Below are 25,960 nucleotides of genomic sequence, written 5' to 3' on the forward strand. Positions count from 1 at the left end.
GAGGGTTGCGTCCTGTGTGCTGAACTTGCTAAATCATGAAGATGGGCACGATAATAGGGGTATTGGTCCTATAAATAAAGAGGCAAGCCTTGTTCACTGACACCAATCCGTATTTTAGTGTGCCTCACCACTTTACCGCCTACCTAAGCCAATGGCCGAGTTCCCAGCCATTACCCTCCGAAATGGCACTGAGATCAATGCAATCATTAGGCATTCAACTGCTCAGCGAAGTCAAAACACTCGAAGCTAACTGCTTGCTACAGCTGCGCCATTTAGATAACGAGGCAAAAGTTGTCGTGGATTTTTTAAAGCTGCAATCCCGCAAAGTAGATTTAGTGCTGCAACATGTATTAGAAAAAGAAACCCAAGAGGGCGAAAAATGCTTTGGTAACCAATTTGGTGGCAGTGGCCTGAGATTACTCACCCCAACAGCCTTAGACATTGGCTCCCACTATAAAATTACTCTGTTTATTCACGACGAATTAGTTGCCATTCTCTGTTTTGGCAAAGTCATCGCCACTCAAGCACAAAAAATAGCACAAGCCGAAGGCGATATGAGTCGTAATGACAGAACAGAACAACATACTCAACCTGAACATCTACAATGGCAAACCGACTTTGAATTCAGTCAAATTCTTGAATCTGACGTGGAGCAATTAGTCAAAGCTAGCCTCAATGTGCAACAGAAACAACTCAAGTTACGCAAACTCGCCAGAGACGAGCGTCAATAGCCGCTGACTTTTCTCTGGCACCTACGCCATCAAGTCTCTACAATGTCTGCAACTCTTTGTGAATGAATCAGTTTATCGCACGCCAATGACTCACATATCAGCCCTAACGCCGCCAGCCGTCAAAAATGGCACACAAATTCAGACTCTGTCCACCGTGGGCGGCGTTTGCCAAGCCGTTACACTCGCCAATTTAGCGCGTCAACATAAGGGAACGACCTTAGTCGTCACCAGTGACACGCCAAGCGCCTTAAGCTTAGAGTTAGAGCTGAGTTATTTGCTCAGTAAAACAGGCATTAAGGTCAGATTATTCCCTGACCGCGAAACCTTGCCCTACGACAGTTTTTCGCCCCATCAGGATTTAATTTCCCAGCGACTCGAAACGCTATCGCAGCTGTCTCAGATTGAGCAAAATATCGTTATCGTGCCCGTCACCACCTTGATGATACGCCTGCCACCTAAGGCCTATTTAAGCGCAAACGTGTTTGTGCTCAAAAAGGGGGATAGCTACAAGTTACACGATGTACGCCAGCATTTAACCGACACTGGCTACCATTCGGTGGAGCAAGTATATGAACATGGCGAGTTTGCCATTCGCGGTTCGATTCTGGATATCTTCCCAACGGGGATGAATATGCCACTGCGCATCGAGCTATTCGATGAAGAAGTGGAAACCATTCGCCATTTTGATCCAGAAACCCAACGCTCATTGCAACCTGTCGACTCAATTCGCCTATTGCCCGCGAAGGAATTCCCAACCGACAGTTCGGCCATCGAAGGTTTTAGGCAAAGATACCGCCGCCGTTTCGAGGTCATAGTCAAAGAGCCGGAATCGGTTTATCAGCTAGTGAGCCGTAACTTGATGCCGGCGGGGATCGAAAACTACCTGCCGCTATTTTTTGATGACACAGCCACCCTATTCGATTACTTGCCCAAGGACACTCAACTCGTCACCTTAGGCGATATCGAAAAGTCGGCGCGCGCCCATCTACAAGAAGTCGAGCATCGCTATCAAGACAGACGCGTCGATCCGCTGCGGCCATTACTGGCGCCTAAAGAACTGTATTTACTCATAGAAGAGTTATTTGCCGCCTTTAAACCGCTGCCACGTTATCAAATGCAAGTGCCAGCAGATGGCACTGAAACAACGAAAGCGGTTGTTATTGCCGCCAGTACCCTGCCCGACATCAGCGCCAATCATAAATTAAAGCAACCGCTGCTAGCGCTGCAAGATTATGCCAGCAGCGCCAAACGCATGTTGTTTAGCGCTGAGTCCGAGGGTCGCCGCGAAGCGCTGCTTGAATTGCTCGCTAAAATTCAGTTAAAACCTGCGCTGTTTAACCATTTTGATGAATTTATTCAAAGTGATGCCAAGTTAGGCCTTATCGTGTCGCCGCTGTCACGCGGTTGTTTGCTGCAGATCAGCGCCAAAGAAAGTATCAGTATCATTTGTGAGACTGAACTCTTCGGCCATCGTATTTCCCAGCAACGTCGCCGTGAAAAACAGCGTCAGATCAGTAATGATGCCCTGATTAAAAACTTGGCCGAACTCAAAGTTGGCCAGCCCATAGTGCATTTAGAACACGGCGTTGCACTTTATCGGGGCTTAGTCACCCTAGATACGGGTGGACTGGTCGCCGAATACTTGCAATTAGAATACGCTGGCGGTGACAAACTGTATGTGCCAGTGTCTTCATTGCATCTCATCAGCCGTTACAGTGTTGGCGCCGATGAAGACGCCCACTTAAATAAACTCGGCAACGAGACGTGGGCTAAAGCCAAGAAAAAGGCGATTGAAAAAATCCGCGACGTCGCGGCCGAGCTGCTCGATGTCTATGCCCGTCGCCAAGCGCGTCCTGGCGAAAGCTGCGCAATTGACGAAGAAGAATACGCTCAATTCGCCCGCGGCTTCCCCTTCGAAGAAACCGTCGATCAAGAAAGCGCCATCATCGCCGTGTTAGCCGATATGCAATCGCCGACCGCAATGGACAGATTAGTCTGTGGCGATGTGGGCTTTGGTAAAACCGAAGTCGCCATGCGCGCCGCCTTTGTGGCCGTCAACGCTGGCAAACAAGTGGTCGTGCTAGTTCCGACCACACTGCTTGCCCAGCAACACTATGAAAACTTTAAAGACAGATTTGCCGACTGGCCCGTGGTCACTGAAGTGATGTCACGCTTTCGTACCGCCAAAGAGCAGACTCAAGTGCTGCAGCAATTGGAAGAAGGCAAAGTCGATATCGTTATCGGTACCCACAAGTTACTGCAATCTGAGGCTAAGTTTGAAAACTTAGGCCTGTTGATTATCGACGAAGAACACAGATTCGGTGTGCGTCAGAAAGAGAAAATCAAAGCGCTGCGCGCCAACGTGGATATCTTAACCCTGACCGCAACGCCTATTCCGCGCACCTTAAACATGGCCATGTCGGGCATGCGCGATTTATCAATTATCGCCACCCCGCCCGCCAAACGTTTAGCAGTGAAAACCTTTGTGCGGGAATCGGATCCCGCGACTGTGCGCGAGGCTATTCTGCGGGAAATTCTCCGTGGCGGCCAAGTGTATTACCTGCACAATAATGTTGAAAGTATTGAGAAATGTGCCCAAGGCATTATCGATTTATTGCCTGAAGCGCGAGTCGTCGTTGCCCACGGTCAAATGCGTGAGCGCGATCTAGAACGGGTAATGTCAGACTTTTACCATCAAAGATTCAACGTGTTAGTCTGTACCACTATTATTGAAACCGGTATCGACGTCCCAAGTGCCAACACCATTATTATTGAGCGCGCCGACACCTTTGGTCTGGCGCAGTTACACCAATTGCGTGGCCGCGTCGGGCGTTCGCACCATCAGGCCTACGCTTATTTGATGACGCCGCATCCCAAACGTATGACCCCAGATGCGCGCAAACGTTTAGAAGCTATTGATGCTCTTGAAGATCTCGGTGCGGGCTTTATGCTGGCGACCCAAGATTTAGAGATCCGCGGCGCAGGTGAACTTTTGGGCGATGAACAGAGTGGCCATATTTCGAAAATTGGTTTTAGCTTGTACATGGAAATGCTCGAAGCGGCAGTAAAAGCCCTAAAACAAGGCAAAGAACCGTCACTGGCGCAAATGCTCAATCAGCAATGCGAAATTGAACTGCGTATCCCCGCCCTGCTGCCTGAAGCCTATGTGAGCGACGTAAATATTCGTCTGTCGCTCTATAAACGCATCGCAGGGTGCGAAACACAGGCGGCGCTGGATGAGTTAAAAGTCGAATTGATCGACCGTTTTGGCTTATTACCTGAACCGACGCGTAACTTAATGGAAATGACCCTCTATAAACATGAGGCGACTCGCTTAGGTGCGACTAAAATAGAAGTGCACAGTAAAGGTGGCAGCATCGAATTTAGTGATGATCATGTCATAGATCCTGTGTTTATTATTGGATTACTCCAAAGCCAGCCACAAATCTATCGAATGGAAGGACCGAATAAGTTAAAGTTCAGCCTTGCAGCCGAAGCCAGTAAAGACAGGCTCGCTTTAGTGAAACTCTTGCTAGAACAATTATCGCAACATCGTCTTGGAGATAAATAGTGTTACGTAAACTCGCGGTCTCTATCGCTACACTCATTGCACTATCACACAGTCAGGTCGTCCAAGCAGAAGCTTGGTTCGAGGTTGAAGTCTATGTGTTTGAACGCCAAAGTCAGTCAAGTGAACAATGGCCTGATGCGCCGAACAAGACGAAAACCGATAACGCAATAGACTTAATCTCCCCCGCTATCGCGCAAGCAATCACGCCGATACCCAGCGCATCTGCGCCTTGCACACTGGTATTTGATGCCGATGCAAATAGCCACTGCGCTGAAACCTTAAACGGTACCTCGACGTCAGAACCTATGCCTGCCGCGCCTGCGAGTGTGGAATATCGTTACCCGCCGGTGATCCCATCAGAAATCAGCAGCGCACAGATCAGTTATCCTACAGCCAATGGCAACCCAGTATTGTTAACCCGCAGCCAAAGTCAGTTCGCGAGCATTATCAATAGTATTTCCCGCGAACGTGGTACGCGCAGTTTACTGCACATGGCTTGGCAACAACCTATGCGTGGTAAGAGTGGCTCAGTACCCATACGCTTATTTGCGGGTAAAGATTTCTCAGGTACTTATCACTTCGATGGCAGAAAAATCATTAAGCAAGCTCAAGCAGAGCCTATGACTAATGCCGATGGCACGCCAATGCTTGCACCTGCTGTATCACCGGTATGGGAATTAGATGGCACGCTGAATATCTATTTAAGCCATTATTTGTATATTGAAACCGCATTGCACTTGCGCAAAGAAGGCAGAAAATTAATGCCAGCCGTACCCAGTGATGCGACCGATACCAGCGCAACACTCACGGCGCCCAAAGTCATGACACCATTTTTAATGTCTGTGCCTTTGGAGCAAAACCGCCGCGTGAAGAGTGAAGAAATCCATTATTTAGATCATCCCGAAATGGGCATGGTGATCCAAATCCGCAAGATGGCGCAACCCAGTGCAATGCAAAATAATCAGAATGCCGAATCAATACAGACTGTTGGCCAATACTGAACAAACGCACAACCCGCACAATTCTTAAGTTAACACGGTACGTTTAAATTAAGACTGAACGATGGAGAAATCGAGGTAGATATCATCAGCCTCGTCTTCTCCTACCGTTACGGTTAATCCCTCAGTGCAGGGCACTCCTACTTCGCACCAAGCAATTAAAGCATTAACGGCAATGTCACTGCCTTGGGCGAGTACTTCAACACTGCCATCGCGGCAATTGGTTACATATCCTGTCACACCAAGGGCTCTGGCCTTAGTCAAGGTCGCATGACGGCAACCAACACCTTGCACTTTTCCCGTCAAATTAATTAATACTCGCTTCATCTCACGCTCCTTTTTCACGGAACCTTGTTATAGAAATAAGCATAGCCGCAATTATCCAAAGGCTAAGTGTTAACCTATGGATTTGTAGAGCAAAAAACAAACAATATTTAAATTTAGGCAAAAAAAACAGCTAACAAGACTGCTGCTAGCTGTGTCGGGCGACATACGCAAAGGGATATCCAATAAATGGACAAATAAAACAGCAATTCTGTATCATTTTGTTACAAAATAGCAAGGGTCGCTACTTTACACAATAAATAATTATTTTCAAGAGTTTGAAAAGTAAAACTATCCATCCCGAATGAATATAATGCTTTTAGCTGAAAATCAGCTCGTACACCCATCTGCATTGTTCATGTTTAAAAACATCCCCTGTGATAGCCGAAGAAGTATAAAGGCGTATTGACGTTTAACGCTGAGATTGTGTTTGTTCTGGCAAGTTAGTAAACACGAAACGAGGGGTTGAGAAGTGAGCCCTCTAATGACAAGAGGCGCGTATGCCTGACGATAAAGCAAGGCAGCAAACTAGATGCAAAAAAAGCAAAAAACCGGCCAATTAGCCGGCTTTTGCTTGATGGTGTGGTTAGGTGATGAAGTGCTACTCGCTGATCATCAGACCATTTTGATAGCGATACTCGGATGAGGGTTCACCATTAAAGTAGTACACCGACCTGCCGTGCAGTTGATTATCAAGATACTCATCACTTTGCAGCAGGCTGCCATCTTCGTTAAAACTATAGCCTTTGCCTTGCAATTGACCTTGATCATCATACTGGGCCTGCCCTAATAAATGGCCATTGGCGGAAAAGGCTTGCCAGTGACCCACTTCGTGTCCTGCTTTATAGTTGCCATGCCAGAGCTTAACCATGCTGTAGCTGCTTTCATCTTGCAGCAGCCATTGGCCTTCGCGCTGACCGTTAACATACTGACCTTGGGCTTGCAGTTGTTTATCAAAGCCACGCAGTAAATACGCGCCATGTAACTTAGCGTTTTTATAAAACTCTCGGCGCATTATCGTGCCATCGGCTGCGATTTCTGTTTGTTCACCACTCAGCTCACCTTGTTGGTTAAACTGCTCATTGCGCGTCGTATCCGCGTTTTTTGTGACCCACTTGCCGGACTTTAACCCTAAGTGATATTGGCCGCTGACAAAACCGCCGTCCTCGGCCTTATCTTCTCGATATGCACCGTGCATTTGACCTTTGCGGTAGTTTATCCGCCTGATATAACCGTTCCAGCCAGCACCGATATACAAGCCATCGTATCGCCCCTTGAGTTGTTCATCACGTTCAATCAGCTCACCTGCTGCATCAAAACGCTGACGTAAGCTCCAGTCTTTTGTAGTATCTTGCTGATATTGATAAGTTAACTTTCCCGCAGAATCGAAGCGCTGTTCAGTGCTGGTCTGACCTTTAGCGAGGTATTGCGTGTCGGTTTGGGTCGCAACGTTACCGGCATTATCATAGGTAATATGTTGAATTTCACGACCATCCTTATCATACTTTTGCAGCTCTGCTAACCGCCCTTGTTCATCAAAACGCTGCTGGTTTCCCACCTGCTTATCATGCTCATAGTGTTTAATCTCTTGCAGCACATCGGCAGCTCGGTAAATCAACACTTCGCCGTGTATTTTCCCCTTAAGATAAAACTCTTTAGTGTATAACCAGCCTTCTTTTGTCCAATACAGTCGCTCACCTTCTCTTTTTCCCGCCACCATATTAACGGTTTGCTCCGGCTGACCATTGTTATGAAAGCTTTCATATAGCCCTTCCATACCGTTAGCGCCGTAGGTTACGCGTGTTTGCAACTGGCCATTGTTAAAATAACTTTGCGATAATCCTAATTCAGCCCCATTCACACGATGCTGAAGCTCCCTCAATTGACCATTGGTATGGTAACTTTTCTGATCTCCATGCAACTGGCCATGCTGGTAGTGGTACTCTCCCGAGAGCGCTCCGTCTTCCCAATAATGCAGATGCGTGCCTTGATAACGCCCTTGTGCATCGCTACTGCCCTTGCGAGACAGTTGACCATCGGGGTAGAAAAACTCGAAATCACCAACGATAAAACTCTCGGCTAAATTGGGACTGTTGACGCTGCCCTTAAAAACGGGTTTATCCGTCTCCAGATAAAAGAGTTGTAGCGGCCACACGCCATCTTTCTCTGTTGGTGCTTGCTCCTGATAATAAATGGCTTCACCAGGCACATCGCTAAGCCGCCATAGTTCGTCGAGTAAAATTCGCTCAGCCGACAGATTAAACGACATAAGTAGCGCAGATAATAGTAATAAGACTCTCATATTCTGCTCCTTAAGGTAACGCAGGGAATGTATTAACCCACTGTTTATTGACCGGTTCGCCGCTTATCGTCAGCTGCTCTATCTGTGCTGCGCGCCCCGCCAGTACAAACCAGCGTTCCTCACGTAATACTTGCTGCAACGGACGCTGATAAAAATCACTACTGTCACCTTGAATAGCAGGAGCTAGCTGTAAATTTTGCGCATTTAAAAAACGATAGCGCCGCATAAAGTCGGCCACGGTTTGATGGGTATCAACATTCGGCAACTGAGTGATATCAATCAACCAGCTTTGCTCGGGTTGATACGCTAGCGCTTGCCATTTGGGCGTACCGGTACAGGCCAAAGTGCTGCTGACATTGATGTCGTAAAAATTGCGGCGGATCCCATCGGCGCTAGTCAGTTGGTACAGCACAAACTTATCCAGCCCTCCACCAAAACCCGTGTTGTTAGTGCTTGTGTTTGTCCATTGCAGTGTGTGCCCGTTGACCTTAGGTGCATCGACAACACTGAGCGTGCACACCGCTGCCTGCTCGGAAGTTAACAGCAAACTGACGCCGTATTTGGCCACGACTTGCGGCTCAAGTAAGGCGGGGTCTTCAGGTGCAGTAACTTGCGGCTGATTAACATAGGACGCATACATATCATCACTATAAAGCAGTTGTTGCTGCGCCGGCGGATAGGCGACATTTTGCGCGTAATCTTGAGTCGGAATAAAACGAATGTTCTTAGTCAGTTCACCACTGTCAACCACAGTATTCACATAGAGTGTCAGCGTGGGCGGCGCTGCGGGAAAGGTAAACTGTGTGATCGATTCATATTGTGTCGATGAGGCCAACGCCAGCATATTTTGCTCTGCCGGGGTTAACCAATCCGGCCCAGTGGGCGGCGGTGAAAGATATTTCACCATAGCGCCTTCGGCACCGTCAAAGCGCCGGTATAACCAAGATTTGTCAGTGCTGCCTCGCGATTTCAGCAAATAACTGAATGGTTTATCTGGGATTGGCGAGAGTTCCAGCTGTATATCTTCATACTGCAAGGCCACCGTTTTGCTGGGATCGGGGGTCAGGTTAAATTTAACCAATTTCGCGCTGCGATAATGGGCAGTCGCGCGAAACTCAGCAACCTGAGCTAAGAGGTCATTCGGCGCATTCCAACCGATAAGCAAATTCTGCTGCTCAGACTGATGGAAACCATCCTGTTCTGGATAGCTGTAACTGCCTACCTTGCTCAATTGCAGCGGCAGTACTGTGCCATCCGCACTGTGTGCTGTGATATCGGTTAAGCTAAACCCGCCTTCGGGTTTAAAACCTGAAAAGTCATACTGATAAGTCAGCTTTAATAAATCATCTTGCTGGTAAAAGTAGCCCGCATCATAGGCAAATACAGCATCTTGGGTTAAGGTCTTATTGACATTATCCAACACAACGTCAGGTTGTTTTTGATACTCAAATACTGGGAAATCATAAAAACCTAAATACTGTGTCAGATCGCCCAACTGGCGCTCCTGCGGCAACATAATAACGTTGCTGCGCACTGTGCCCTTATAGCCGTAGCGCTCAAACGGCGCTTCTGCCACTAAGGCTAACTGCGCTAACCACCCCCGCTCACGTTCTAACATCAGCTGACCGTATATTTTGGCTTGCTCGCCGCCACTTTCAACTTTGGCTAACACATGCGTATCAGTGACTTGCAAGACGGTAAGTTTTGCATTCGCGTGGCCTTGATAGGCAGGAAGCGCGACAACCGCCCCCGCTTTGGCGGGTATGGTGCTAAGAAAGGCCGATGAGCTAAAGAGCTTTTTCAGTTCCTGCTCAAGCTCTGCGCCGCGTTCAGCCAGCAGGGCCTGCCATACAGGTTTGTTCAATGCACTGAATTCTTTAACGCTGCCATCGTCTAGATTTAAAGAAAATTCAAATCCCTGCGAGAAAATAGCGTGCATTTCGGGATTACGATCGGCCCGCTGGCCACTACTGACGCCACTCCCTTGACCATCGCGCATGTTCATATAATCGACATGCACTTGAAACCGACTGTTTTTGCCTGTTTCGAGGACCTTATAACGCAGCAATTGATGTGACGTGGCGTTAACCGTTTCGGTACGCTGACCATTGTCTACAGTGATGTTAGTGGTGCTATACAGCTGATACGAGCGCTCTTCCCCTTTTTCAGGCGTAAACTCAACATCAGCATCCCCAAAAGAACAGGCCGATAATAAACAGCATGCAACTACGCTAACCAAGTACTTCATGGTTATTCCTTGTATCTCAAACAAATAGTAAGCGCCGCATTATGCCCTTTCATACCCAGTAAATAAAATGCTTTGGCTATTTATGCCTGTCCAGCGCGACACCTGAGTGCGCGACTAAAGCATCCTTTTTAGATAGTCACAGGTACAACAATGCCAATCTTAACTAACACTTCTGCTGTTCGTTTAGCTAAAAAGATATTTGCCCCAAAGCAAGATAATTTTGTCGTCAGTTTGCGGCTTGAATTGTCATTGCTTCCCCAGTGACACGCCATAAACTCGTCCCTGAGGGCTCGACGGCGGCATCCATGCCGCCAACGGTCACTGGTGCAACAATGCCAATCCTCACTAACCCTCTCGCTGTTCGTTCATCTAAAAAGCGATTGCCCCATTGTGGGCTAGCCTAAGATTTAGCACACATTTCCTTTGCTATTAATTGACCTATTTTTTCTAATGATAGAGTATGTACTTAATTTGGTATTAATTCAGTTATTTAAGACTTCTTATATGGATATTAACTTCTCTTGCATTAGAACACATGATGGTAGTAAAAACTCAGGATTTGAAGAGTTGATTTGCCAAATTGCCCATCTTCAAAAGCCAGGTGATGGAAAGAGATTCGTTAAGAAGGATGGCGCTGGAGGCGATGCAGGTGTTGAATGTTACTGGATTCTTGAAGATGACTCGGAAATATGCTGGCAAGCTAAATATTTTTTAGATGGAATGAATTCTTCCCGTTGGCAACAAATAGATGAGTCATTTACTACAGCCTTAGAAAAGCACTCCAAGTTAACACATTATATTGTCTGCTTACCTCTAGATAAAGCCGATAGCAGAAAGAAAGGAAAAGGTGGAAAACAAGTAGTTTCTGTCGAGGATCAGTGGTTAGAGCACATTAAAAAGTGGGAGGGCCAAGCAAAAGCTGTTGGTCGTAAAATTGAATTCTCATACTGGGGTAAGCATGAGATTACCACTTTTCTTACGCTTGATGACCCCCTTTACTCAGGTAGGGCTTTGTATTGGTTTAATGAACCATTTCTCGGGAAAGAGGTATTCAGAAGTATCGCAAAACGGTCGCAAGACAGCTTAGGAGATAGGTATACCCCTGAGTTTCATGTCGAATTGCCAATTGCAAAGAGTTTTGATGGCCTTTGTTTGAATTTCTCATGGTGGGATCTTCTCAAAGAGAGAAGATCAGAGCTAAAAGACGCTAGCTCAGATGTTATTTCTTTCTTAAAAGCAGAAGATAAAAAAGGGGATGTTTCATTAAACATTGAAAGCATAAATAGCTTAGCTGATCAGCTTAATGATGTTGTGGATGAATTTGGCAAAGGGATTGCTGACAAGGATTTTCACAATCGAATATCAAAAATAAACTCTTTGCTAGAAGAGCTATCTAAGCTATATGCCGAGGTATATAAAGATGTGCATGATAAAATCGATTGGTCTGAAAGAAAGGATAACTCTAGAAGTAGTCTGTATAAATTAGACAATGCAATAGATGATCTAGCATCTTTCATAAAGCAAAAAAAGGCGATCTCGTCCCAGACAAAAGCTGCGCTTCTTTACGGGGAAGCTGGAATAGGTAAGTCACACCTCCTATGTGACCTGAGCTTACATAGAATCAATATTAATTTACCCACATTGTTTTTATTAGGTGCTCAATATCAAGGTGGGAACCCAACTGGTTTTCTAAAGGAGTCATTAGACTTACAAAACTATAGAAGCTCCCAAGTCTTAGGAGCTATAGATGCAGCCGGTGAAGCATCGGGGGCGAGAGCACTCATTATCATTGATGCTATAAATGAGGGAAATAATAGAGATGACTGGCATAACCAAATAACAGGATTTTTGTCAGATTTATCAAGATTTCCATATATTGCTGTTCTGTTTAGTTGCCGCAGCACTTATCTAAGTTACATTCTTCCCGATAGTGCAGACGAAAGCTTATTGCCTCGCATAGAGCATCATGGGTTTAGGGGGCATGAACATAGGGCTGCTGAGAAATTTCTTTCTCAGCAAGGCATATTCAAACCAAGCGCACCAATATTAGCGCCTGAATTTACAAATCCACTTTTCTTGAAAACATGCTGCCGAGCTCTAAGGCAAAATAAAAAGAACTCATTTCCAAAAGGGCTTAATTATATTACCTCATTATTTGACTTCTATGTTTCAAGTATTGAAAGGGTTGTAGCAAAAAGGAAAAAGTTCAATCCGGATGAGAATATCGTTAAGTCCACACTTATACATATCGCTTCAAAACTGTTACCAAATAATCTTGAAGGTCTTCTGAAGCAATATGTTAGAAGATTGGTCAATAATTATGATCCAAACCCTAATCATGGAGATAGTCTTTTCGACATATTGATCGATGAGGGCATTCTATCTGAGGATGTTTCTTATAAAGAAGATCAGCGTGGAAATCTTATTATCAGATTTACATATGAACGATTTAGTGATTATTTTATTGCACAGGAACTAGTAAATAAGGTAGATGACATTAAAGTAGCCTTTTCAGATGAAGGTTCTATAGGGAAATTACTGAAAAATAATGGTTACTATCGTTTTTCTGGAATATTCGAAGCCTTGGCTATCATTGTTGCTGAATGCTTTAATAGGGAACTAGAAGATTTGCTTCCTGATGATGTTGAAGTCGGGAAACGGCAATTAGATGAGACTTTTCAGAATACTATTTTATGGAGGAGCCCAAGCTCTTTTTCTGAAAGGACGCTGGAGCTTTTAAATAACCTAGAGGGTTATTCCTATAGTCACCCAGCCATGGATATTTTATTGAAATTGTCAACGGAACCCAATCATCCATGGAATGCTGAGTTTCTTCATCGAAATCTTGCAAAAAAAGCTATTGCTGAGAGAGACCACTTTTGGTCTATACACATAGCATACGGTGATAGCTCTGAAGAAGATGATGAATATGAGTCTATCATTAGAACTATTATTGAGTGGTCACACTCTGGCATATTAGATTCTGTAGAAGAAGAGCGAATTAGGCTCTGTGCTATTACCCTTATTTGGTTTTTGACTACCCCGAATAGAAGAATAAGAGATCGATCTACGAAATCACTAGTAAGAATTCTTTCTAGTTACCCTAATCTTGTTGAAATTTTATTAAACGATTTCTCGCATCTAGAGGATACATACTTAACCGAGAGGCTTTATGCCGTAGCATATGGTGTCGTTTGCAATACCAATAAAGAAGATATTATTAGAGGTATAGCGAGTACTACATTTGAATTAATATTTAGAGATGGTGAGCCACCTTCGCACATTCTTCTTAGAGACTATGCCCGAGGAATTTTAGAGTATGCCTTGCATATTGGAGTGCTTTCGGCAGAAATTACTCCGGAACAATTCAGACCACCTTATACAAGCAGCTCACAACTGGATAATCCATCACCAAAAGAGATAGAGCGCATAGCAGGAGATGAATTTTCATCAAGAATAAAGAGTTCTTTAATGGGCTTTCCTGGTGACTTTGGAAACTACACCATGGGCTGTGTGCATAATTGGTCTTCAACACCTATAGCCTTACCAAAAATTGAGAATGGATATGAGATTAAGAAACGATTTGCGCACGAGCTATTAACTGACGATCTGAAAGAAGAATATTTGGCAAAAATAGAACCAATGCCAGTAAGTGATAATTCAGTTTCACCAAAAGAGTTATTAAAGGCTATTAGAAGAATTAAGTATGATTCCGAAGACTATAAACGCAGCTTTGAAGAGCAAAGAAAAGAACAAGAAAATTTTGATAGCAGGGTAAGCGCACAACTCAGCGACGAGCAGAAAGAGTATTATCGTTGGCTTTCTGGGATAAGAAATAATGGGCCAGCCCCCTTTAGCAGGAAATGGGCTCAAAGATGGGTTTGCAAACGCTCTCATGAATTTGGTTGGACTGAAGAACTATTTGCTGATTTTGAAAGAATGTGCTCTTACGGAAGGAGTGGCGGCCACAGTGGTGGAGCAATGGAGCGTGTCGGGAAAAAATATCAATGGATGGCCTTCCATGAGTTTTTGGCCAGACTTTCTGATAACTTCCATTGGATTAATAGAGGTTATAGCGATGTACCAGATGATGATATTTATGAAGGGCCTTGGCAAATAAGCAAACGCGATATTGATCCGACTAACTGGGCAAGACAATCTGGAGAATACAAAACTTATCACAACAAACAGTGTACTTGGTGGCAACCTTATCACTTCCCATTCCCAAATGAAAATGACGTGGTAGCCAAAACTAACTTCTTGTGGGATGAAGAGATTATACCTGAATTCTCTGAGTTACTTCAAAGGACAATGCCTGCTGACAATTCTGATTGGCTAGTTTTGCATGGCTTTTGGTCCGAAAACAGGAAGTATACAGATGATGATATCGAGGCTCCTTATCTTGACGGTTGGTTCAGGATCAACTCTATTTTCATCCGCAAAGGTGATTATGATTCATTAGCCAAAGGAGTTGAGGGAAAAATACTTTGCGATCCTCATATTGTCAGCGCACCATCAACACAACACGAAGGATTTTTAGGGGAATATCCTTGGCATACTATATATCACCATCTTTCTGGGTGGAGAGAACCAGAAGAGGTCTTTAGGGATCAAATTACAGTCGAACACTTTGTCCCATTTTCTAAATATGAATGGGAAAAAAGCGGTAACGACTATTCTCTTAATAGCTCACTCTACTTTCATATGCCAGCCAAGGAATTGATTAAGGACATGGATTTGTCTAGATCTTCTGGTCAATGGGGACGCTGGGAGCATAAGGGGCAACTTGTATTCTTTGATCCAAGCCTTGAAGAGTACGGCCCTTCATATGCATTAATGCGTTCTGATAAATTACAGAAATGGCTTGATGATAATGATATGGAGATTGTCTGGTTAATAGGCGGAGAGAAGGAAATGTTTTCTTCTGGAGCAAGTCATTTTTTTGGCCGTTTGGCGTATAGCGGCTTGTTTAAATATGAAGATGGAAAACCTGTAGGCAGTATATGGTTCAATAAGGAAGAGTCAAAAAATTGAGACATAAGCTAGTTCACAAAATAATCTTATAGCAATCGTAATCGGAACCACGTTTACATAAGTTTGGGGCTAAATGAAGTGGCACACTAATTTTGACCACCTAAATAGAGGTGATATTATTGCCTCATAGATGACCTTAGGTGAACATATGAGACCGACAACCAGAAAAACATTTAGTGCTGAATTCAAACTTGAAGCTGCCCAATGTGTTGGTGCAGTAATTTTGAGCAGGCATTTGTAGGTCATTGGGATACTAGAAGTTATCTGAAAACCAAATTTTGTCCGATCTTTGTAACACGGAAATATCCCAAAGTGTGTTGCGTATGTCTTTTAAATCTACAGGTTACGTGAATGCACGAAAGGTGAGCCATGGTAATTGGCGAGACGACCGTCCGCCCCATGGACGGGGCGGTCGAGCATCCAAGGATGGACTAGCAGCGCGTCGGTGAGTAAATACCATGGCAAGCCTATATGCGGGGATATCAGCCAACACTAAAATCCTACTTAATCTATCCCCAATAGTCACAGTCATACGTCCGCCACATGAAGTACGAAAGCCAAAACCATAAGGCGGAATAGCCGATGAGATAAATCCACTCCCCTCTTAAATAGAAAAAGAGGAGTGATACTTTTATTCAATCGATATAAATCAAGCCAACTTAAAGGCTTTTATTTTGGGCAGATGGGCAGCGAGCTGGGGGAATTTGTGGGGTTGAACGTCATCCCAATCAATCGAATAATAGGCGCTTAATTCACTGGCGAGTTGCTGATTATCGAACATCTCATCATTCACAGAAAATATGCACATGGCCTTGTGGGTATTCTTTTCGCGAAATTGCAACACACACTTATTGGCGATATCGGCATATTCTTCTGGGCGGTCAATCTTGCCCTGCATATTATTTTCTGGGTGCAAATTAGGGTTAATCAGCACAGATTTAAGACCATTTAAAAATCCAATCCGCTCGGCCCAATAAGCGCCGAGTCCTACGCCAACCATTAACGGCGCGGGATCGTCGCTATGCTGCATTTGCTTGGCGACTTCCTTAAGCAAGTGTTGCATGTCGTGCTTAGGGTGCAAGGTGCTGTAACTGATCAAACGCACATCAGGGTCAATAAATTGCAACTGACGCATTTTTTCGTGATTACCTGGGCTAGTCGCATCAAATCCATGAAGATAGAAAATCATATCAAGGCCTTTTAATCATTTTTAATCACAGTGAATTAACTAACCCTAGCAAAAGAGTGATCTCACACCTTGCGCTACATCAAACTTTCGCCTGTTGGGCCAAACAAATTTGCTCGGCAAGCTGTTTGGCATTTTCCCAACGAGCCGTATTATCGAGCGCCGCTGCCGTTTGCGCGGCATTAGGCTTAAGTAAACTCGCAGGATACTGCGGCGCGCTCGTAGGCCAAGTAAAGCCATCGAGTAGCGACATTACGCCCGCATTGTCATTACACACTAAAATCATGTCGCAACCTGCGGCTAAGGCGGCGCTGGCCCTTGCACGGTAATCGCCCGCAAATCCTGCGCCTTGCATGCCGAGATCGTCAGAGAAAATCACCCCGTTAAAGCCAAGTTCTTTACGTAGCACTTGTTTTAGCCAGTATTCGGAGAAGCCAGCAGAGTTAGGGTCGACTTTAGGGTAAACCACGTGCGCGGGCATCACGCCTAATAACTTTTCTTTTGCGATCAATTCTTTAAACGGCAGGATATCCTTTGCAAAAATGGCCTCGGCATCACGTTCATCAATGGGTTTCTCGTAGTGCGAATCCGCCACTACACTGCCGTGCCCGGGGAAATGTTTACCCACGGCGCCCATGCCAGCTGCGGCCATGCCAGCAATAAAACTTTCGGCCAGTGTAATGACCTCGGCGGGCTCTGGGCTAAAGCTGCGTTTACCTATGACTTGGCTTACACCGTTTAAGTCCAACACGGGCGCGAAACTTAAGTCGATATCGCAAGCCAGTAATTCAATCGCCATCAAGAAACCGAGCTCACAGGCCCAACGCTTGGCCAATACCATATCGCCCTTTGCTGCGGGTAAAATGTCGCCCATGGCGGGAATAATGGTAAAGCCATCACGGAAGCGTTGTACTCGGCCACCCTCGTGATCGACAGCGATTAATATTTCTGGGCGTATTTGGCGTATCTGTTGTACCAGACGGATCAACTGATCACGGCTCGAAAAATTGCGGGAAAATAGGATTAAACCACCCACCTGTGGATGGCGTAGCATCTCAGATTCAGCCTCACTGACGTCCAACGACAGTAAATCCAACATTAAATAGCTCATACTTCTCCCTAAAAATATTCATTAATACTCAAAAAATAACCACTCAAGCCATAAGTAGTCCACGCTCACAAAAAAGCTAAAAAAAGCGAGCCACCTACCCTTGTAGCGCTATCGAAGCCTGTATTCTTGGCCATAAAATGGCCTGTAAAAAAGTCCCAATTAAGTTCAGCTTATCCGAACTATTACGAATAAAAAAAACTAATGTGAATTGTCACACTAATCTATGGGATACTGGCGTTAGAGTATCACACAAGCAGATTTCGCATGAAAGAACGCCGCCACTGACCAGAGTACACGCGCAAGATTAGCGTGCTTCAATCTGCAGAGCGAGCAATCCCATGCACTCAGACTAAAATAATAAACAAGACACAACAGGACTTCTATCATGATTAGCGTATTTGACATGTTCAAGATCGGCATAGGTCCATCGAGTTCACATACCGTCGGCCCAATGAAAGCGGGCAAAATCTTTATGCAAAACCTGACTGACTCAGGACTCGTGACCCAGATTGATGAATTAAGAGCCGAACTCTTTGGCTCCCTCGGCCAAACAGGCAAAGGCCACGGCACGGGCAAAGCAGTGATTTTAGGCTTAATGGGCGAAGATCCCGAAACCGTGGACACTGACAGTATCGACGGTATTTTAGAACACGTCTCCAAGGACGAAACCTTAACGCTGCACTGTGGCAAAGTAGTTAAGTTTACCCGTGAGCAAGGCATTACCTATCACAGACGCAAAACGCTACCTGCACATGCTAACGCCATGACCTTGTACGCTTACTGTAAAGGAGAATGCATTTTTGATCGCACTTACTACTCAGTGGGTGGCGGCTTTATTTTAGATGAAGATGAAATTAGCCAACGTAATGCATCGCCAGCCTCACAAATTGAATCGGCTCCTTTTGATTTTGTGAGTGCGGCTCACTTACTGGAATTATGCGGTGAGCAAGGTCTCAGCATTTCTTCTTTAATGATGGCGAACGAACTGAGTTTAGCCACTGAAGATGAAGTCAAAGCCAAGCTGTGGAATATTTGGCAGACGATGAAAACCTGTATCGAACGCGGTTATCAGAAGGAAGGTATTTTACCTGGCGGCCTAAAACTGCGTCGTCGTGCTCCTGCACTGTACCGTCGTTTGAAAGCCGAAGGCCGTAACAATGTCGATCCATTAACCGCTATGGATTGGGTCGATTTATTCGCACTGTCGGTCAACGAGCAAAATGCGGCCGGTGATCGCGTCGTCACTGCGCCAACAAACGGTGCTGCGGGAATTATTCCTGCCGTATTATGCTATTACGATACCTTCGTACAAGAAGTGGATATCGATGTCTGCGCCCGTTATCTATTAACTGCCGCTGCGATTGGTATTTTGTACAAGAAAAATGCCTCAATTTCGGGCGCCGAAGTCGGTTGCCAAGGTGAAGTGGGCGTGGCCTGTTCTATGGCCGCTGGCGCACTGACTGAAATCATGGGCGGTACGGTTGAGCACGTTGAAAACGCGGCTGAAATCGGCATGGAACATAACTTAGGTTTAACCTGCGATCCTGTGGGCGGCCTAGTGCAAGTGCCTTGTATCGAACGTAATGCCATGGGCGCGATCAAAGCGATCAACGCTTCTCGTATGGCCCTACGCGGTGACGGTAACCATAAGGTTTCACTGGATAAAGTGATCAAAACCATGATGGATACAGGCAAAGACATGCGCAGTAAATACAAAGAAACCGCCAAAGGTGGTTTAGCGGTCAACATTGTTGAGTGCTAAGTGCTGAGTGTTAACTCACTTTCGCTAATTGCTTAAATCGCACCATAAAAAATGCCGCAACTCAGTGAGTTGCGGCATTTTTGTTTTAGCTCATCGGCGTGACTGCTGAATCGGCTATTTAAGGCTTAAAGTACAAGCTATGGAACTTAAGGTGCTCTTCAATAAAGCTCGCGATAAAGTAGTAGCTGTGATCGTACCCCGCTTGCATCCGCACATCCAAGGGATAACCCTTGGTATGGGCGATATCCACCAGCGATTGTGGCATCAATTGGGTGTCTAAAAAGCTGTCAGCTTCACCTTGGTCAATCAGTACTGGCACTTCGCTAATCGCGAGCTTAAGCAACTCGCATGCATCATACTGACGCCAATGTTCACGATTTTCACCTAAATACTCACTAAAGGCTTTAATACCCCAAGGTACATTACTTGGATTCGAAATCGGGCTAAAGGCCGAAATTGAACTGTATCTGTGTGGGTTACTCAGACCAATCACCAAAGCACCATGACCGCCCATCGAATGGCCGGATATGGCGCGCTGAGTAGTGACAGGAAAATGTGCTTCAATCAAGGTAGGCAGCTCATGGACTATGTAATCGTACATTTTGTAATGACGATTCCAAGGTGCTTTTGTCGCATTGAGGTAAAACCCCGCGCCTAAGCCTAAATCGTAAGCTTTATCTGCCGCATCGGGCACATCGTCACCGCGAGGACTGGTATCAGGGGCGACAATCGCCATCCCAAGTACCGCTGCCATGCGCTGTGCACCCGCCTTCTGCATAAAGTTTTCATCGGTACAGGTTAGACCGGAAAGCCAATACAGCACAGGCACAGGTTTATTCACCGCCTCAGGCGGCAGATAAATGGCAAAGCGCATCTCGCAGTTTAACGACTGAGATTGATGGCGATACTGCTTATGCCAACCGCCGAAGCTCTTGTTACAACTGATATTTTCTATGGTCATACAAGTCCTTTTAAGCTCAATCTTTTAGCGCTATTTATAACGTTAGTCTTAGCGTTAGTCATGGCGCTTATCGTCAGCTCAGTTGGCAACACAGCAGACAGATTTGCACCTGTCTGCCGGTTTGTCACATCAAGCTGAAGCATCAACTTAGCGTGCAAAATCGCTTATTTATCAAAATGGATCACGCTACGGATGCTCTTACCTTGGTGCATTAGCTCGAACGCTTCATTGATTTGCTCAAGTCCCATAGTATGGGTGATAAAATCATCGAGCTTAAATTCACCCGCCAAGTAACGCTCAACAATGTGTGGCAGTTCAGAACGCCCTTTCACACCGCCAAAGGCAGAACCGCGCCATACGCGGCCCGTCACAAGCTGGAATGGACGGGTTGAAATCTCTTGACCAGCACCGGCTACACCTATGATCACCGACTCGCCCCAGCCTTTATGGCAACACTCTAAGGCGCTGCGCATCACGTTGACGTTGCCGATACACTCGAATGAGTAATCCACGCCGCCATCGGTCATCTCAACAATCACCTCTTGGATGGGCTTATCCAATAATTTTGGGTTGATGCAATCGGTCGCGCCGAGTTTTTTGGCTAACTCGAACTTAGATTCGTTGATATCAATGGCGATAATACGGCTGGCTTTGGCCATAGTAGCACCGATAATCGCCGATAAACCGATACCGCCGAGGCCGAAAATCGCCACGGTTGCGCCTTCTTCCACTTTGGCCGTGTTCATCACAGCGCCCATGCCTGTGGTTACGCCGCAACCTAACAGACAAATTTCTTCTAATGGTGCGCTCTTATTGACTTTCGCCAATGAGATTTCAGGTAACACAGTATATTCAGAGAAGGTCGAGCAGCCCATGTAATGGAAAATAGGCTTGCCATCGAGATAAAAACGCGTGGTGCCATCGGGCATTAAGCCTTTACCTTGGGTCGCGCGAATTTTTTGGCACAGGTTAGTTTTGCCCGATAGGCAGAACTTACACTCGCCGCACTCTGGGGTATACAGTGGGATCACATGATCGCCCACTTGTACACTGGTCACCCCCTCGCCCACTTGCTCAACGATACCGCCGCCTTCGTGGCCTAGAATCGCTGGGAATACGCCTTCTGGATCGTCACCGCTCAGGGTAAAGGCATCCGTGTGACACACGCCCGTAGCCACAATGCGCACTAAAACTTCGCCCGCTTTAGGTAACATCACATCCACTTCTTCAATCTTAAGCGGTTGTCCTGGTCCCCAAGCCACTGCGGCCTTTGATTTAATAAACTGCGGTTTTTCGTTCGACATTGTTACGTCCCTTGAATAGGTAATAGGAGTAAGTCATTGGTGTATCATAAATTCAATTCAGGCCAAGCAAATTCTTGCGCCCATTGCACTGATGCTACTGAATAGGAGGATTGTATTTGTTTCTCAGCGAGAGACAATCTAGTATTCAAGCAATTCATTTTTACCGAGTAACAACAATGTATCTCTGGGACGGCATTTCTGAATTTGTCGCGGTGGCTGAGGCCGAAAGTTTTACCCTAGCGGCGCAGCGGCTGAATATCTCCACCGCCCACGTTAGCCGCCAAGTGAGCACCTTAGAAAATCGCCTTGGCACAAAACTCTTTTACCGCACTACCCGCAAAGTGTCGTTAACCGAAGAAGGCACGATTTATTATCGTCATTGCCGCCAATTACAAACGGGGTTAGAAGAAGCCGAGCGCGCCATCTCAAACCTAAAGGACTCACCCCAAGGCTTAGTCAAACTCACAGCGCCCGTCGCCTATGGCGAGAAATTTATCATGCCATTACTCAATGATTTTATGGTGCAATATCCCAGCGTTGAATTTAGCGTCGACTTGACCAATCGCACCTTGGACTTGATTGAAGGCGGTTATGATCTGGCGATTCGCCTCGGAAAACTCGCCGATTCAAGCCTGATGGCCAAACCGCTCAGCAGCCGCACTCACTATGTCGCCGCCTCACCAAGCTATGTGGAAAAGTACGGCCAGCCCCATACCTTATCTGAACTTAGCCAGCACAATTGTTTGATCGGTAATCATAATTACTGGCGCTTTGTAGAAAATGGCCGCGAGCGCAATATTAAAGTCCGCGGCAATCTTAATTGTAACAGCGGCTACGCATTAAGGGATGCGGCACTAAAAGGCATAGGGATAGTTCAACTGCCTGATTATTATATTGAAGAAGATATTCAAGCCGGACGGTTGCTCTCCTTCCTTGACACTCACCGCGAAGCCAAAGAAGGTATTTGGGCACTCTATCCGCAAAATCGCCACCTGTCGGCTAAGATCCGTGTATTGGTCGATTACCTTGCCGAAAAACTCGCCGAGCAGGATTAAATACTGTTTGAGCAGATTGATTGGTAGCAGACAACACGGCGCAGACTAGCGCCAGTTTTCCCGCAAAGTGTAATACAACATGCCTAACGCCAACGCTTGATTGCCGAACCATTCATTTAACGGAATGCGGATATGGCGCATGGCGGCAAACAAATCAAACTCACGCAATTGCCCGTCCATCGCATTGGCCATGATCTCGGCCATAATGTGCGATGTCGCTACTCCGTGCCCAGAATATCCTTGGCAATAGAACACATTAGGCGACACTTTGCCGAGCTGCGGGATACGGTTAATCACAATTCCTGCCATTCCCGCCCACGCAAATTCGATATTAACGCCCTTTAATTGTGGAAACGTACGCTCAATCGCAGGCCGTAATTCCGCAGCCACATTTTTAGGATCACGGCCGCTGTAGTTAGTCCCGCCGCCGAACATCAGCCGTTTATCCGCGGTCAGGCGATAGTAATCCAGTACAAAGCGGCAATCGTACACGGCTAAATCCTGCGGATTGATTTGTAAAGCCATCTCATCGGGCAGAATCGCAGTGGCGCAATTGCCTAAGGACGCCGGAAATAACATACCACGCAGCTTCGGACGGGCGAGTTTATGGTAAGCATTACCCGCGATCAGCACACTGTTGGCGCGCACTTTTCCCTTGGCAGTGACAACAGTCGCCACATCGCCTTCTTCAATATCAAGTACGGGTGAGTGTTCAAAGATTAATGCCCCAAGACCTGCTGCCGCGCGGGTTTCACCAAGGCATAGATTAACAGAGTGTAAATGCATATTGCGCCGATTGACCAAGCCGCCGTGATACAAGGGCGAGCCTAAATAGGCGGGCATTTCATCGGCGGATACCAGCGTCATAAATTCACCCATGCCGCGGCGCTGCGCCTCGTCATGCATAGCCCTAAGTTCCTGCATGTGCTTTGGCTGGTAAGCGGTTTGGATATGACCAAACTTTAAATCACAGTTTATGCCGTACTTGGCCACCCGATTTTTAATTATATCGTGGCCGCGCCAACGCATATTCCACACATAATCTTCAGCTTCATTGCCGATTTGACGGCGCAGCTGTTTTGCCATCGCAACATCGCCGGACAAACTGCCCGTCACCTGCCCACCATTGCGTCCGGTCGCGCCCCACGCAATTTTATTGGCCTCAATAAGTGCCACTTTATAGCCCTTCTCAGATAATTCCAACGCCGTTGCCACGCCGGTAAACCCACCACCGACAATCGCCACATCGACTCGAATGTCGCCTTCAAGCGCAGGATAATCCGACTCTTGGTTAATGGTGGCATTGTAGTAGGAGGCGCAACGCTCTGCTGGCATGGTCATTCCTTGATGTTGAAAGTTGATGGCTGAAAGTGAGTGTTGAGTCTTAGTTCTGGACACTCAGTTCTTCTGGACACTCAGTTTTGGACACTCGTTTTAACGCGGCATTATACCGACGTTGTTTTATATTTTTTACAAGCGTTCAGAATTTGTGAGTATATCTGAGTTGAGATCGAGATCAACAGTGAATTGCGATAACTATTTGCAGGACAGGACAAAGGAAGTTGAGCTGACTGCAGGCTACTTCTTGAAGAACCTGAAATGGAGGAGCTTGAGATGGAAACTTCTGAAATGGCGGTACCTAAAATTAAGGCACTAAAATTAAGGCACCTAAGATTAAGATACCTAAGATTAAGTTATCTAAGATAGAGACTCCGAATGTTAAGGCGCGGCTCATTTTCTCTTTTAAGTCTTATACTTTTTGCTGGTTTAAGATAGGCTTGTGCGGCGTCATCCTCTTTTAATCTCAGCAACCTAGAGTCCATTATGCCACTAATGCCAATTACCCAGCCACTTGTCCAATTGCCGTTTTCCCAAGCGTGTGAAAACAACAAAGCGCCGATTTTAGCGGTATTAACACAAGCATTCTCACTCAACCAACATGTACTCGAAATCGGCAGTGGCACAGCGCAACATGCTGTGTATTTTGCAGCAAATCTTCCCCATTTAATCTGGCAAACTAGCGATCAAGCTGAATATATTGAGGTCATTACCGCAAGGTGTATGCATGAAGGCAAGCTACCCAATGCAGCGGCAAACCTACGCTTACCACTTACCCTTGATGTTACCGCGCCATGGCCGGTGAAGGGATTAACACCTCATGTTGATGGCGTATTTACTGCAAACACTTTGCATATTATGAGCAAAAATATGGTTGAAGCGTTTTTTACTGGCCTTGGTCTGTACCTGCCCCAACTCAAGACCCTGTGCATTTACGGCCCCTTTAACTACCAAGGCGAATTTAGCAGTGACAGCAATCGTCAATTCGATGCCTTTTTAAAACAACACAATCCCGCCAGCGGCATTCGTGATATTGAATGGATTTGCAGTTTAGCCAGCGAGCAAAGCTTAACACTGAAGCAAGATGTGGCTATGCCCGCCAATAATCGACTACTGCATTTTGTTAGAGGCTAGCATTTTGTTAAAGACTCATTTTTTGTTAAAAGCTAGCTTTAGTTTAATGGTTTAGTCCGTTTTGGCCTCGGCGGTTTTGTGTCCATAGCTCAGTACTCGGGTAGCTTTCCACTGTTCGTTCTGTTTGCGCCACACAATGACAAAGTCGGCTAGGCCATCACAACTATCTGTTTCAAAGCTGCAAAAACGATGAACGCCTTGCTCTATCGCGCCAAACTCTTTCACCGGAAACACTTTCATCGTGCCCGCAACTAACTCGCGGCGGTAATGGCCACAGGCATATTTTTCGGTATTAGCGATCATGTCCTTGCGGTTCCAAGTGACGCCACCCGTGTCGTGGTAAAACTCTACATCTTCAGTGAAAAACGCCGAGTGTTTCTTTAGTTCAGCGGGGACGGCGCACTTATTGAAACTGTCGAACACAGCAAAATCCACCGCTGCAATTTGGGTAGATAAAGTGTCTGTAAGTGCAGTAGCGGGCTGCGCAATGTCAGTTTGTGGAGCATCAGCGGTTTTATCCAATGCTGCTTTAGCTAATGTTGGCGTATCTGTGGCAACAGCAGGTTCGGTAGTGGCGAGTGACAAAGTTAAAACAGTGACTGTGGCTAGGCTATAAAATGCTGGATTCATATTCTCTCCGTAAATATTGGCAATACATTTTGTATGGAGACTATTCACATCACAAACATGAATGCACCACGAAACATGAAGTCACATTGCCAGCAAAGCTTATGCCAGTTAAAATATCTATATTAATCATACTGATATAGCTTCATATTACGTTACGCAATTTTGTGCGGTGATAGTTTCTGATTATTCTCACTATTTTTTAGTGATTTATCCGACGACAGTCAGACTCAGATCATCATACTCAGTGCCTTATGCGCAATGCGCTCAATCA

16 protein-coding genes are annotated in these 25,960 nt (G+C 45.9%); 7 read left to right on the plus strand and 9 right to left on the minus strand.

The window, feature by feature from the left end:
* The first annotated feature begins 89 nt into the window (after positions 1–89).
* The 3 genes from KO533_RS01125 (at position 90) to KO533_RS01135 (ending at position 5,303) form a co-directional block, all read left to right on the plus strand.
* Positions 90–731, plus strand: a complete 642-nt coding sequence (locus KO533_RS01125; protein WP_212601065.1) for a hypothetical protein — start codon at positions 90–92, stop codon at positions 729–731.
* 85 nt (positions 732–816) lie between these two features.
* Positions 817–4,302: a transcription-repair coupling factor gene (mfd, locus tag KO533_RS01130; protein WP_219252499.1), complete on the plus strand. Its 3,486-nt coding sequence runs from the start codon at positions 817–819 to the stop codon at positions 4,300–4,302.
* Positions 4,302–5,303: a peptidoglycan binding protein CsiV gene (locus KO533_RS01135; protein WP_219252501.1), complete on the plus strand. Its 1,002-nt coding sequence runs from the start codon at positions 4,302–4,304 to the stop codon at positions 5,301–5,303. The genes mfd and KO533_RS01135 overlap by 1 nt, the downstream gene beginning before the upstream one ends.
* A 48-nt stretch (positions 5,304–5,351) precedes the next feature.
* Here KO533_RS01135 and KO533_RS01140 read toward each other — a convergent pair whose 3' ends face one another.
* The 3 genes from KO533_RS01140 to KO533_RS01150 form a co-directional block, all read right to left on the minus strand.
* Complete coding sequence (locus KO533_RS01140; protein WP_028759808.1) at positions 5,352–5,627, minus strand: acylphosphatase; 276 nt, start codon at positions 5,625–5,627, stop codon at positions 5,352–5,354.
* A 598-nt stretch (positions 5,628–6,225) separates the two neighbouring features.
* Positions 6,226–7,926, minus strand: coding sequence for a hypothetical protein (locus KO533_RS01145; RefSeq protein WP_219252502.1), 1,701 nt, complete (start codon positions 7,924–7,926; stop codon positions 6,226–6,228).
* A gap of 10 nt (positions 7,927–7,936) precedes the next feature.
* Entirely contained in the window at positions 7,937–10,174 is a 2,238-nt protein-coding gene (locus KO533_RS01150) for a hypothetical protein (RefSeq protein WP_219252503.1), read from the minus strand.
* 450 nt (positions 10,175–10,624) lie between these two features.
* On the opposite strand from KO533_RS01150, the gene KO533_RS01155 reads away from it, so the two are divergent.
* Entirely contained in the window at positions 10,625–15,208 is a 4,584-nt protein-coding gene (locus KO533_RS01155; RefSeq protein ID WP_219252504.1) for a hypothetical protein, read from the plus strand.
* 649 nt (positions 15,209–15,857) lie between these two features.
* Here the strand turns inward: KO533_RS01155 and ycfP are convergent.
* On the minus strand, positions 15,858–16,397 hold the full coding sequence (gene ycfP / locus KO533_RS01160) for an alpha/beta hydrolase YcfP (protein ID WP_219234107.1): 540 nt from the start codon (positions 16,395–16,397) through the stop codon (positions 15,858–15,860).
* Between the two features lie 79 nt (positions 16,398–16,476).
* A complete protein-coding gene (nagZ, locus tag KO533_RS01165; RefSeq protein WP_219252506.1) occupies positions 16,477–17,505 on the minus strand; it encodes a beta-N-acetylhexosaminidase in 1,029 nt (342 codons plus the stop codon).
* Positions 17,506–17,890: 385 nt separating this feature from the next.
* Here nagZ and KO533_RS01170 point away from each other — a divergent pair, with 385 nt between their 5' ends.
* Positions 17,891–19,267, plus strand: a complete 1,377-nt coding sequence (locus KO533_RS01170) for an L-serine ammonia-lyase (protein WP_131524458.1) — start codon at positions 17,891–17,893, stop codon at positions 19,265–19,267.
* A 118-nt stretch (positions 19,268–19,385) separates the two neighbouring features.
* Here KO533_RS01170 and fghA read toward each other — a convergent pair whose 3' ends face one another.
* Both fghA and KO533_RS01180 read right to left on the minus strand, forming a co-directional pair.
* On the minus strand, positions 19,386–20,228 hold the full coding sequence (gene fghA, locus KO533_RS01175; protein ID WP_131524459.1) for an S-formylglutathione hydrolase: 843 nt from the start codon (positions 20,226–20,228) through the stop codon (positions 19,386–19,388).
* A 164-nt stretch (positions 20,229–20,392) separates the two neighbouring features.
* A complete protein-coding gene (locus KO533_RS01180) occupies positions 20,393–21,532 on the minus strand; it encodes an S-(hydroxymethyl)glutathione dehydrogenase/class III alcohol dehydrogenase (RefSeq protein ID WP_025007830.1) in 1,140 nt (379 codons plus the stop codon).
* Between the two features lie 176 nt (positions 21,533–21,708).
* Between KO533_RS01180 and KO533_RS01185 the strand changes: the two genes are divergently transcribed.
* Positions 21,709–22,587 carry a LysR family transcriptional regulator gene (locus KO533_RS01185; RefSeq protein ID WP_219252648.1) on the plus strand — a complete coding sequence of 293 codons (879 nt, stop codon included), beginning with the start codon at positions 21,709–21,711 and terminating at the stop codon, positions 22,585–22,587.
* A gap of 45 nt (positions 22,588–22,632) precedes the next feature.
* Here the strand turns inward: KO533_RS01185 and KO533_RS01190 are convergent, their stop codons facing one another.
* Complete coding sequence (locus KO533_RS01190; RefSeq protein ID WP_219252510.1) at positions 22,633–23,922, minus strand: FAD-binding oxidoreductase; 1,290 nt, start codon at positions 23,920–23,922, stop codon at positions 22,633–22,635.
* A gap of 489 nt (positions 23,923–24,411) precedes the next feature.
* Between KO533_RS01190 and KO533_RS01195 the strand changes: the two genes are divergently transcribed.
* The gene (locus KO533_RS01195; protein WP_219252511.1) at positions 24,412–25,059 is read left to right on the plus strand and encodes a DUF938 domain-containing protein; all 648 of its coding nucleotides are present in this window, start codon (positions 24,412–24,414) and stop codon (positions 25,057–25,059) included.
* 51 nt (positions 25,060–25,110) lie between these two features.
* Here the strand turns inward: KO533_RS01195 and KO533_RS01200 are convergent, their stop codons facing one another.
* The gene (locus KO533_RS01200; protein ID WP_219252513.1) at positions 25,111–25,689 is read right to left on the minus strand and encodes a DUF4440 domain-containing protein; all 579 of its coding nucleotides are present in this window, start codon (positions 25,687–25,689) and stop codon (positions 25,111–25,113) included.
* Between the last annotated feature and the right edge of the window lie 271 nt (positions 25,690–25,960).

This window comes from Shewanella sp. NKUCC05_KAH, assembly GCF_019345585.1.
GTDB classification, from domain to species: domain Bacteria; phylum Pseudomonadota; class Gammaproteobacteria; order Enterobacterales; family Shewanellaceae; genus Shewanella; species Shewanella oncorhynchi.

Bases quoted from the DNA above. Each gene is read 5' to 3' on its own strand.
- mfd (WP_219252499.1), top strand. From the start codon at position 817: ATGACTCACATATCAGCCCTAACGCCGCCAGCCGTCAAAAATGGCACA.
- KO533_RS01140 (WP_028759808.1), bottom strand. From the start codon at position 5,627: ATGAAGCGAGTATTAATTAATTTGACGGGAAAAGTGCAAGGTGTTGGT.
- KO533_RS01145 (WP_219252502.1), bottom strand. From the start codon at position 7,926: ATGAGAGTCTTATTACTATTATCTGCGCTACTTATGTCGTTTAATCTG.
- KO533_RS01150 (WP_219252503.1), bottom strand. From the start codon at position 10,174: ATGAAGTACTTGGTTAGCGTAGTTGCATGCTGTTTATTATCGGCCTGT.
- KO533_RS01155 (WP_219252504.1), top strand. From the start codon at position 10,625: ATGATAGAGTATGTACTTAATTTGGTATTAATTCAGTTATTTAAGACT.
- ycfP (WP_219234107.1), bottom strand. From the start codon at position 16,397: ATGATTTTCTATCTTCATGGATTTGATGCGACTAGCCCAGGTAATCAC.
- nagZ (WP_219252506.1), bottom strand. From the start codon at position 17,505: ATGAGCTATTTAATGTTGGATTTACTGTCGTTGGACGTCAGTGAGGCT.
- KO533_RS01170 (WP_131524458.1), top strand. From the start codon at position 17,891: ATGATTAGCGTATTTGACATGTTCAAGATCGGCATAGGTCCATCGAGT.
- fghA (WP_131524459.1), bottom strand. From the start codon at position 20,228: ATGACCATAGAAAATATCAGTTGTAACAAGAGCTTCGGCGGTTGGCAT.
- KO533_RS01180 (WP_025007830.1), bottom strand. From the start codon at position 21,532: ATGTCGAACGAAAAACCGCAGTTTATTAAATCAAAGGCCGCAGTGGCT.
- KO533_RS01185 (WP_219252648.1), top strand. From the start codon at position 21,709: ATGTATCTCTGGGACGGCATTTCTGAATTTGTCGCGGTGGCTGAGGCC.
- KO533_RS01190 (WP_219252510.1), bottom strand. From the start codon at position 23,922: ATGCCAGCAGAGCGTTGCGCCTCCTACTACAATGCCACCATTAACCAA.
- KO533_RS01195 (WP_219252511.1), top strand. From the start codon at position 24,412: ATGCCACTAATGCCAATTACCCAGCCACTTGTCCAATTGCCGTTTTCC.
- KO533_RS01200 (WP_219252513.1), bottom strand. From the start codon at position 25,689: ATGAATCCAGCATTTTATAGCCTAGCCACAGTCACTGTTTTAACTTTG.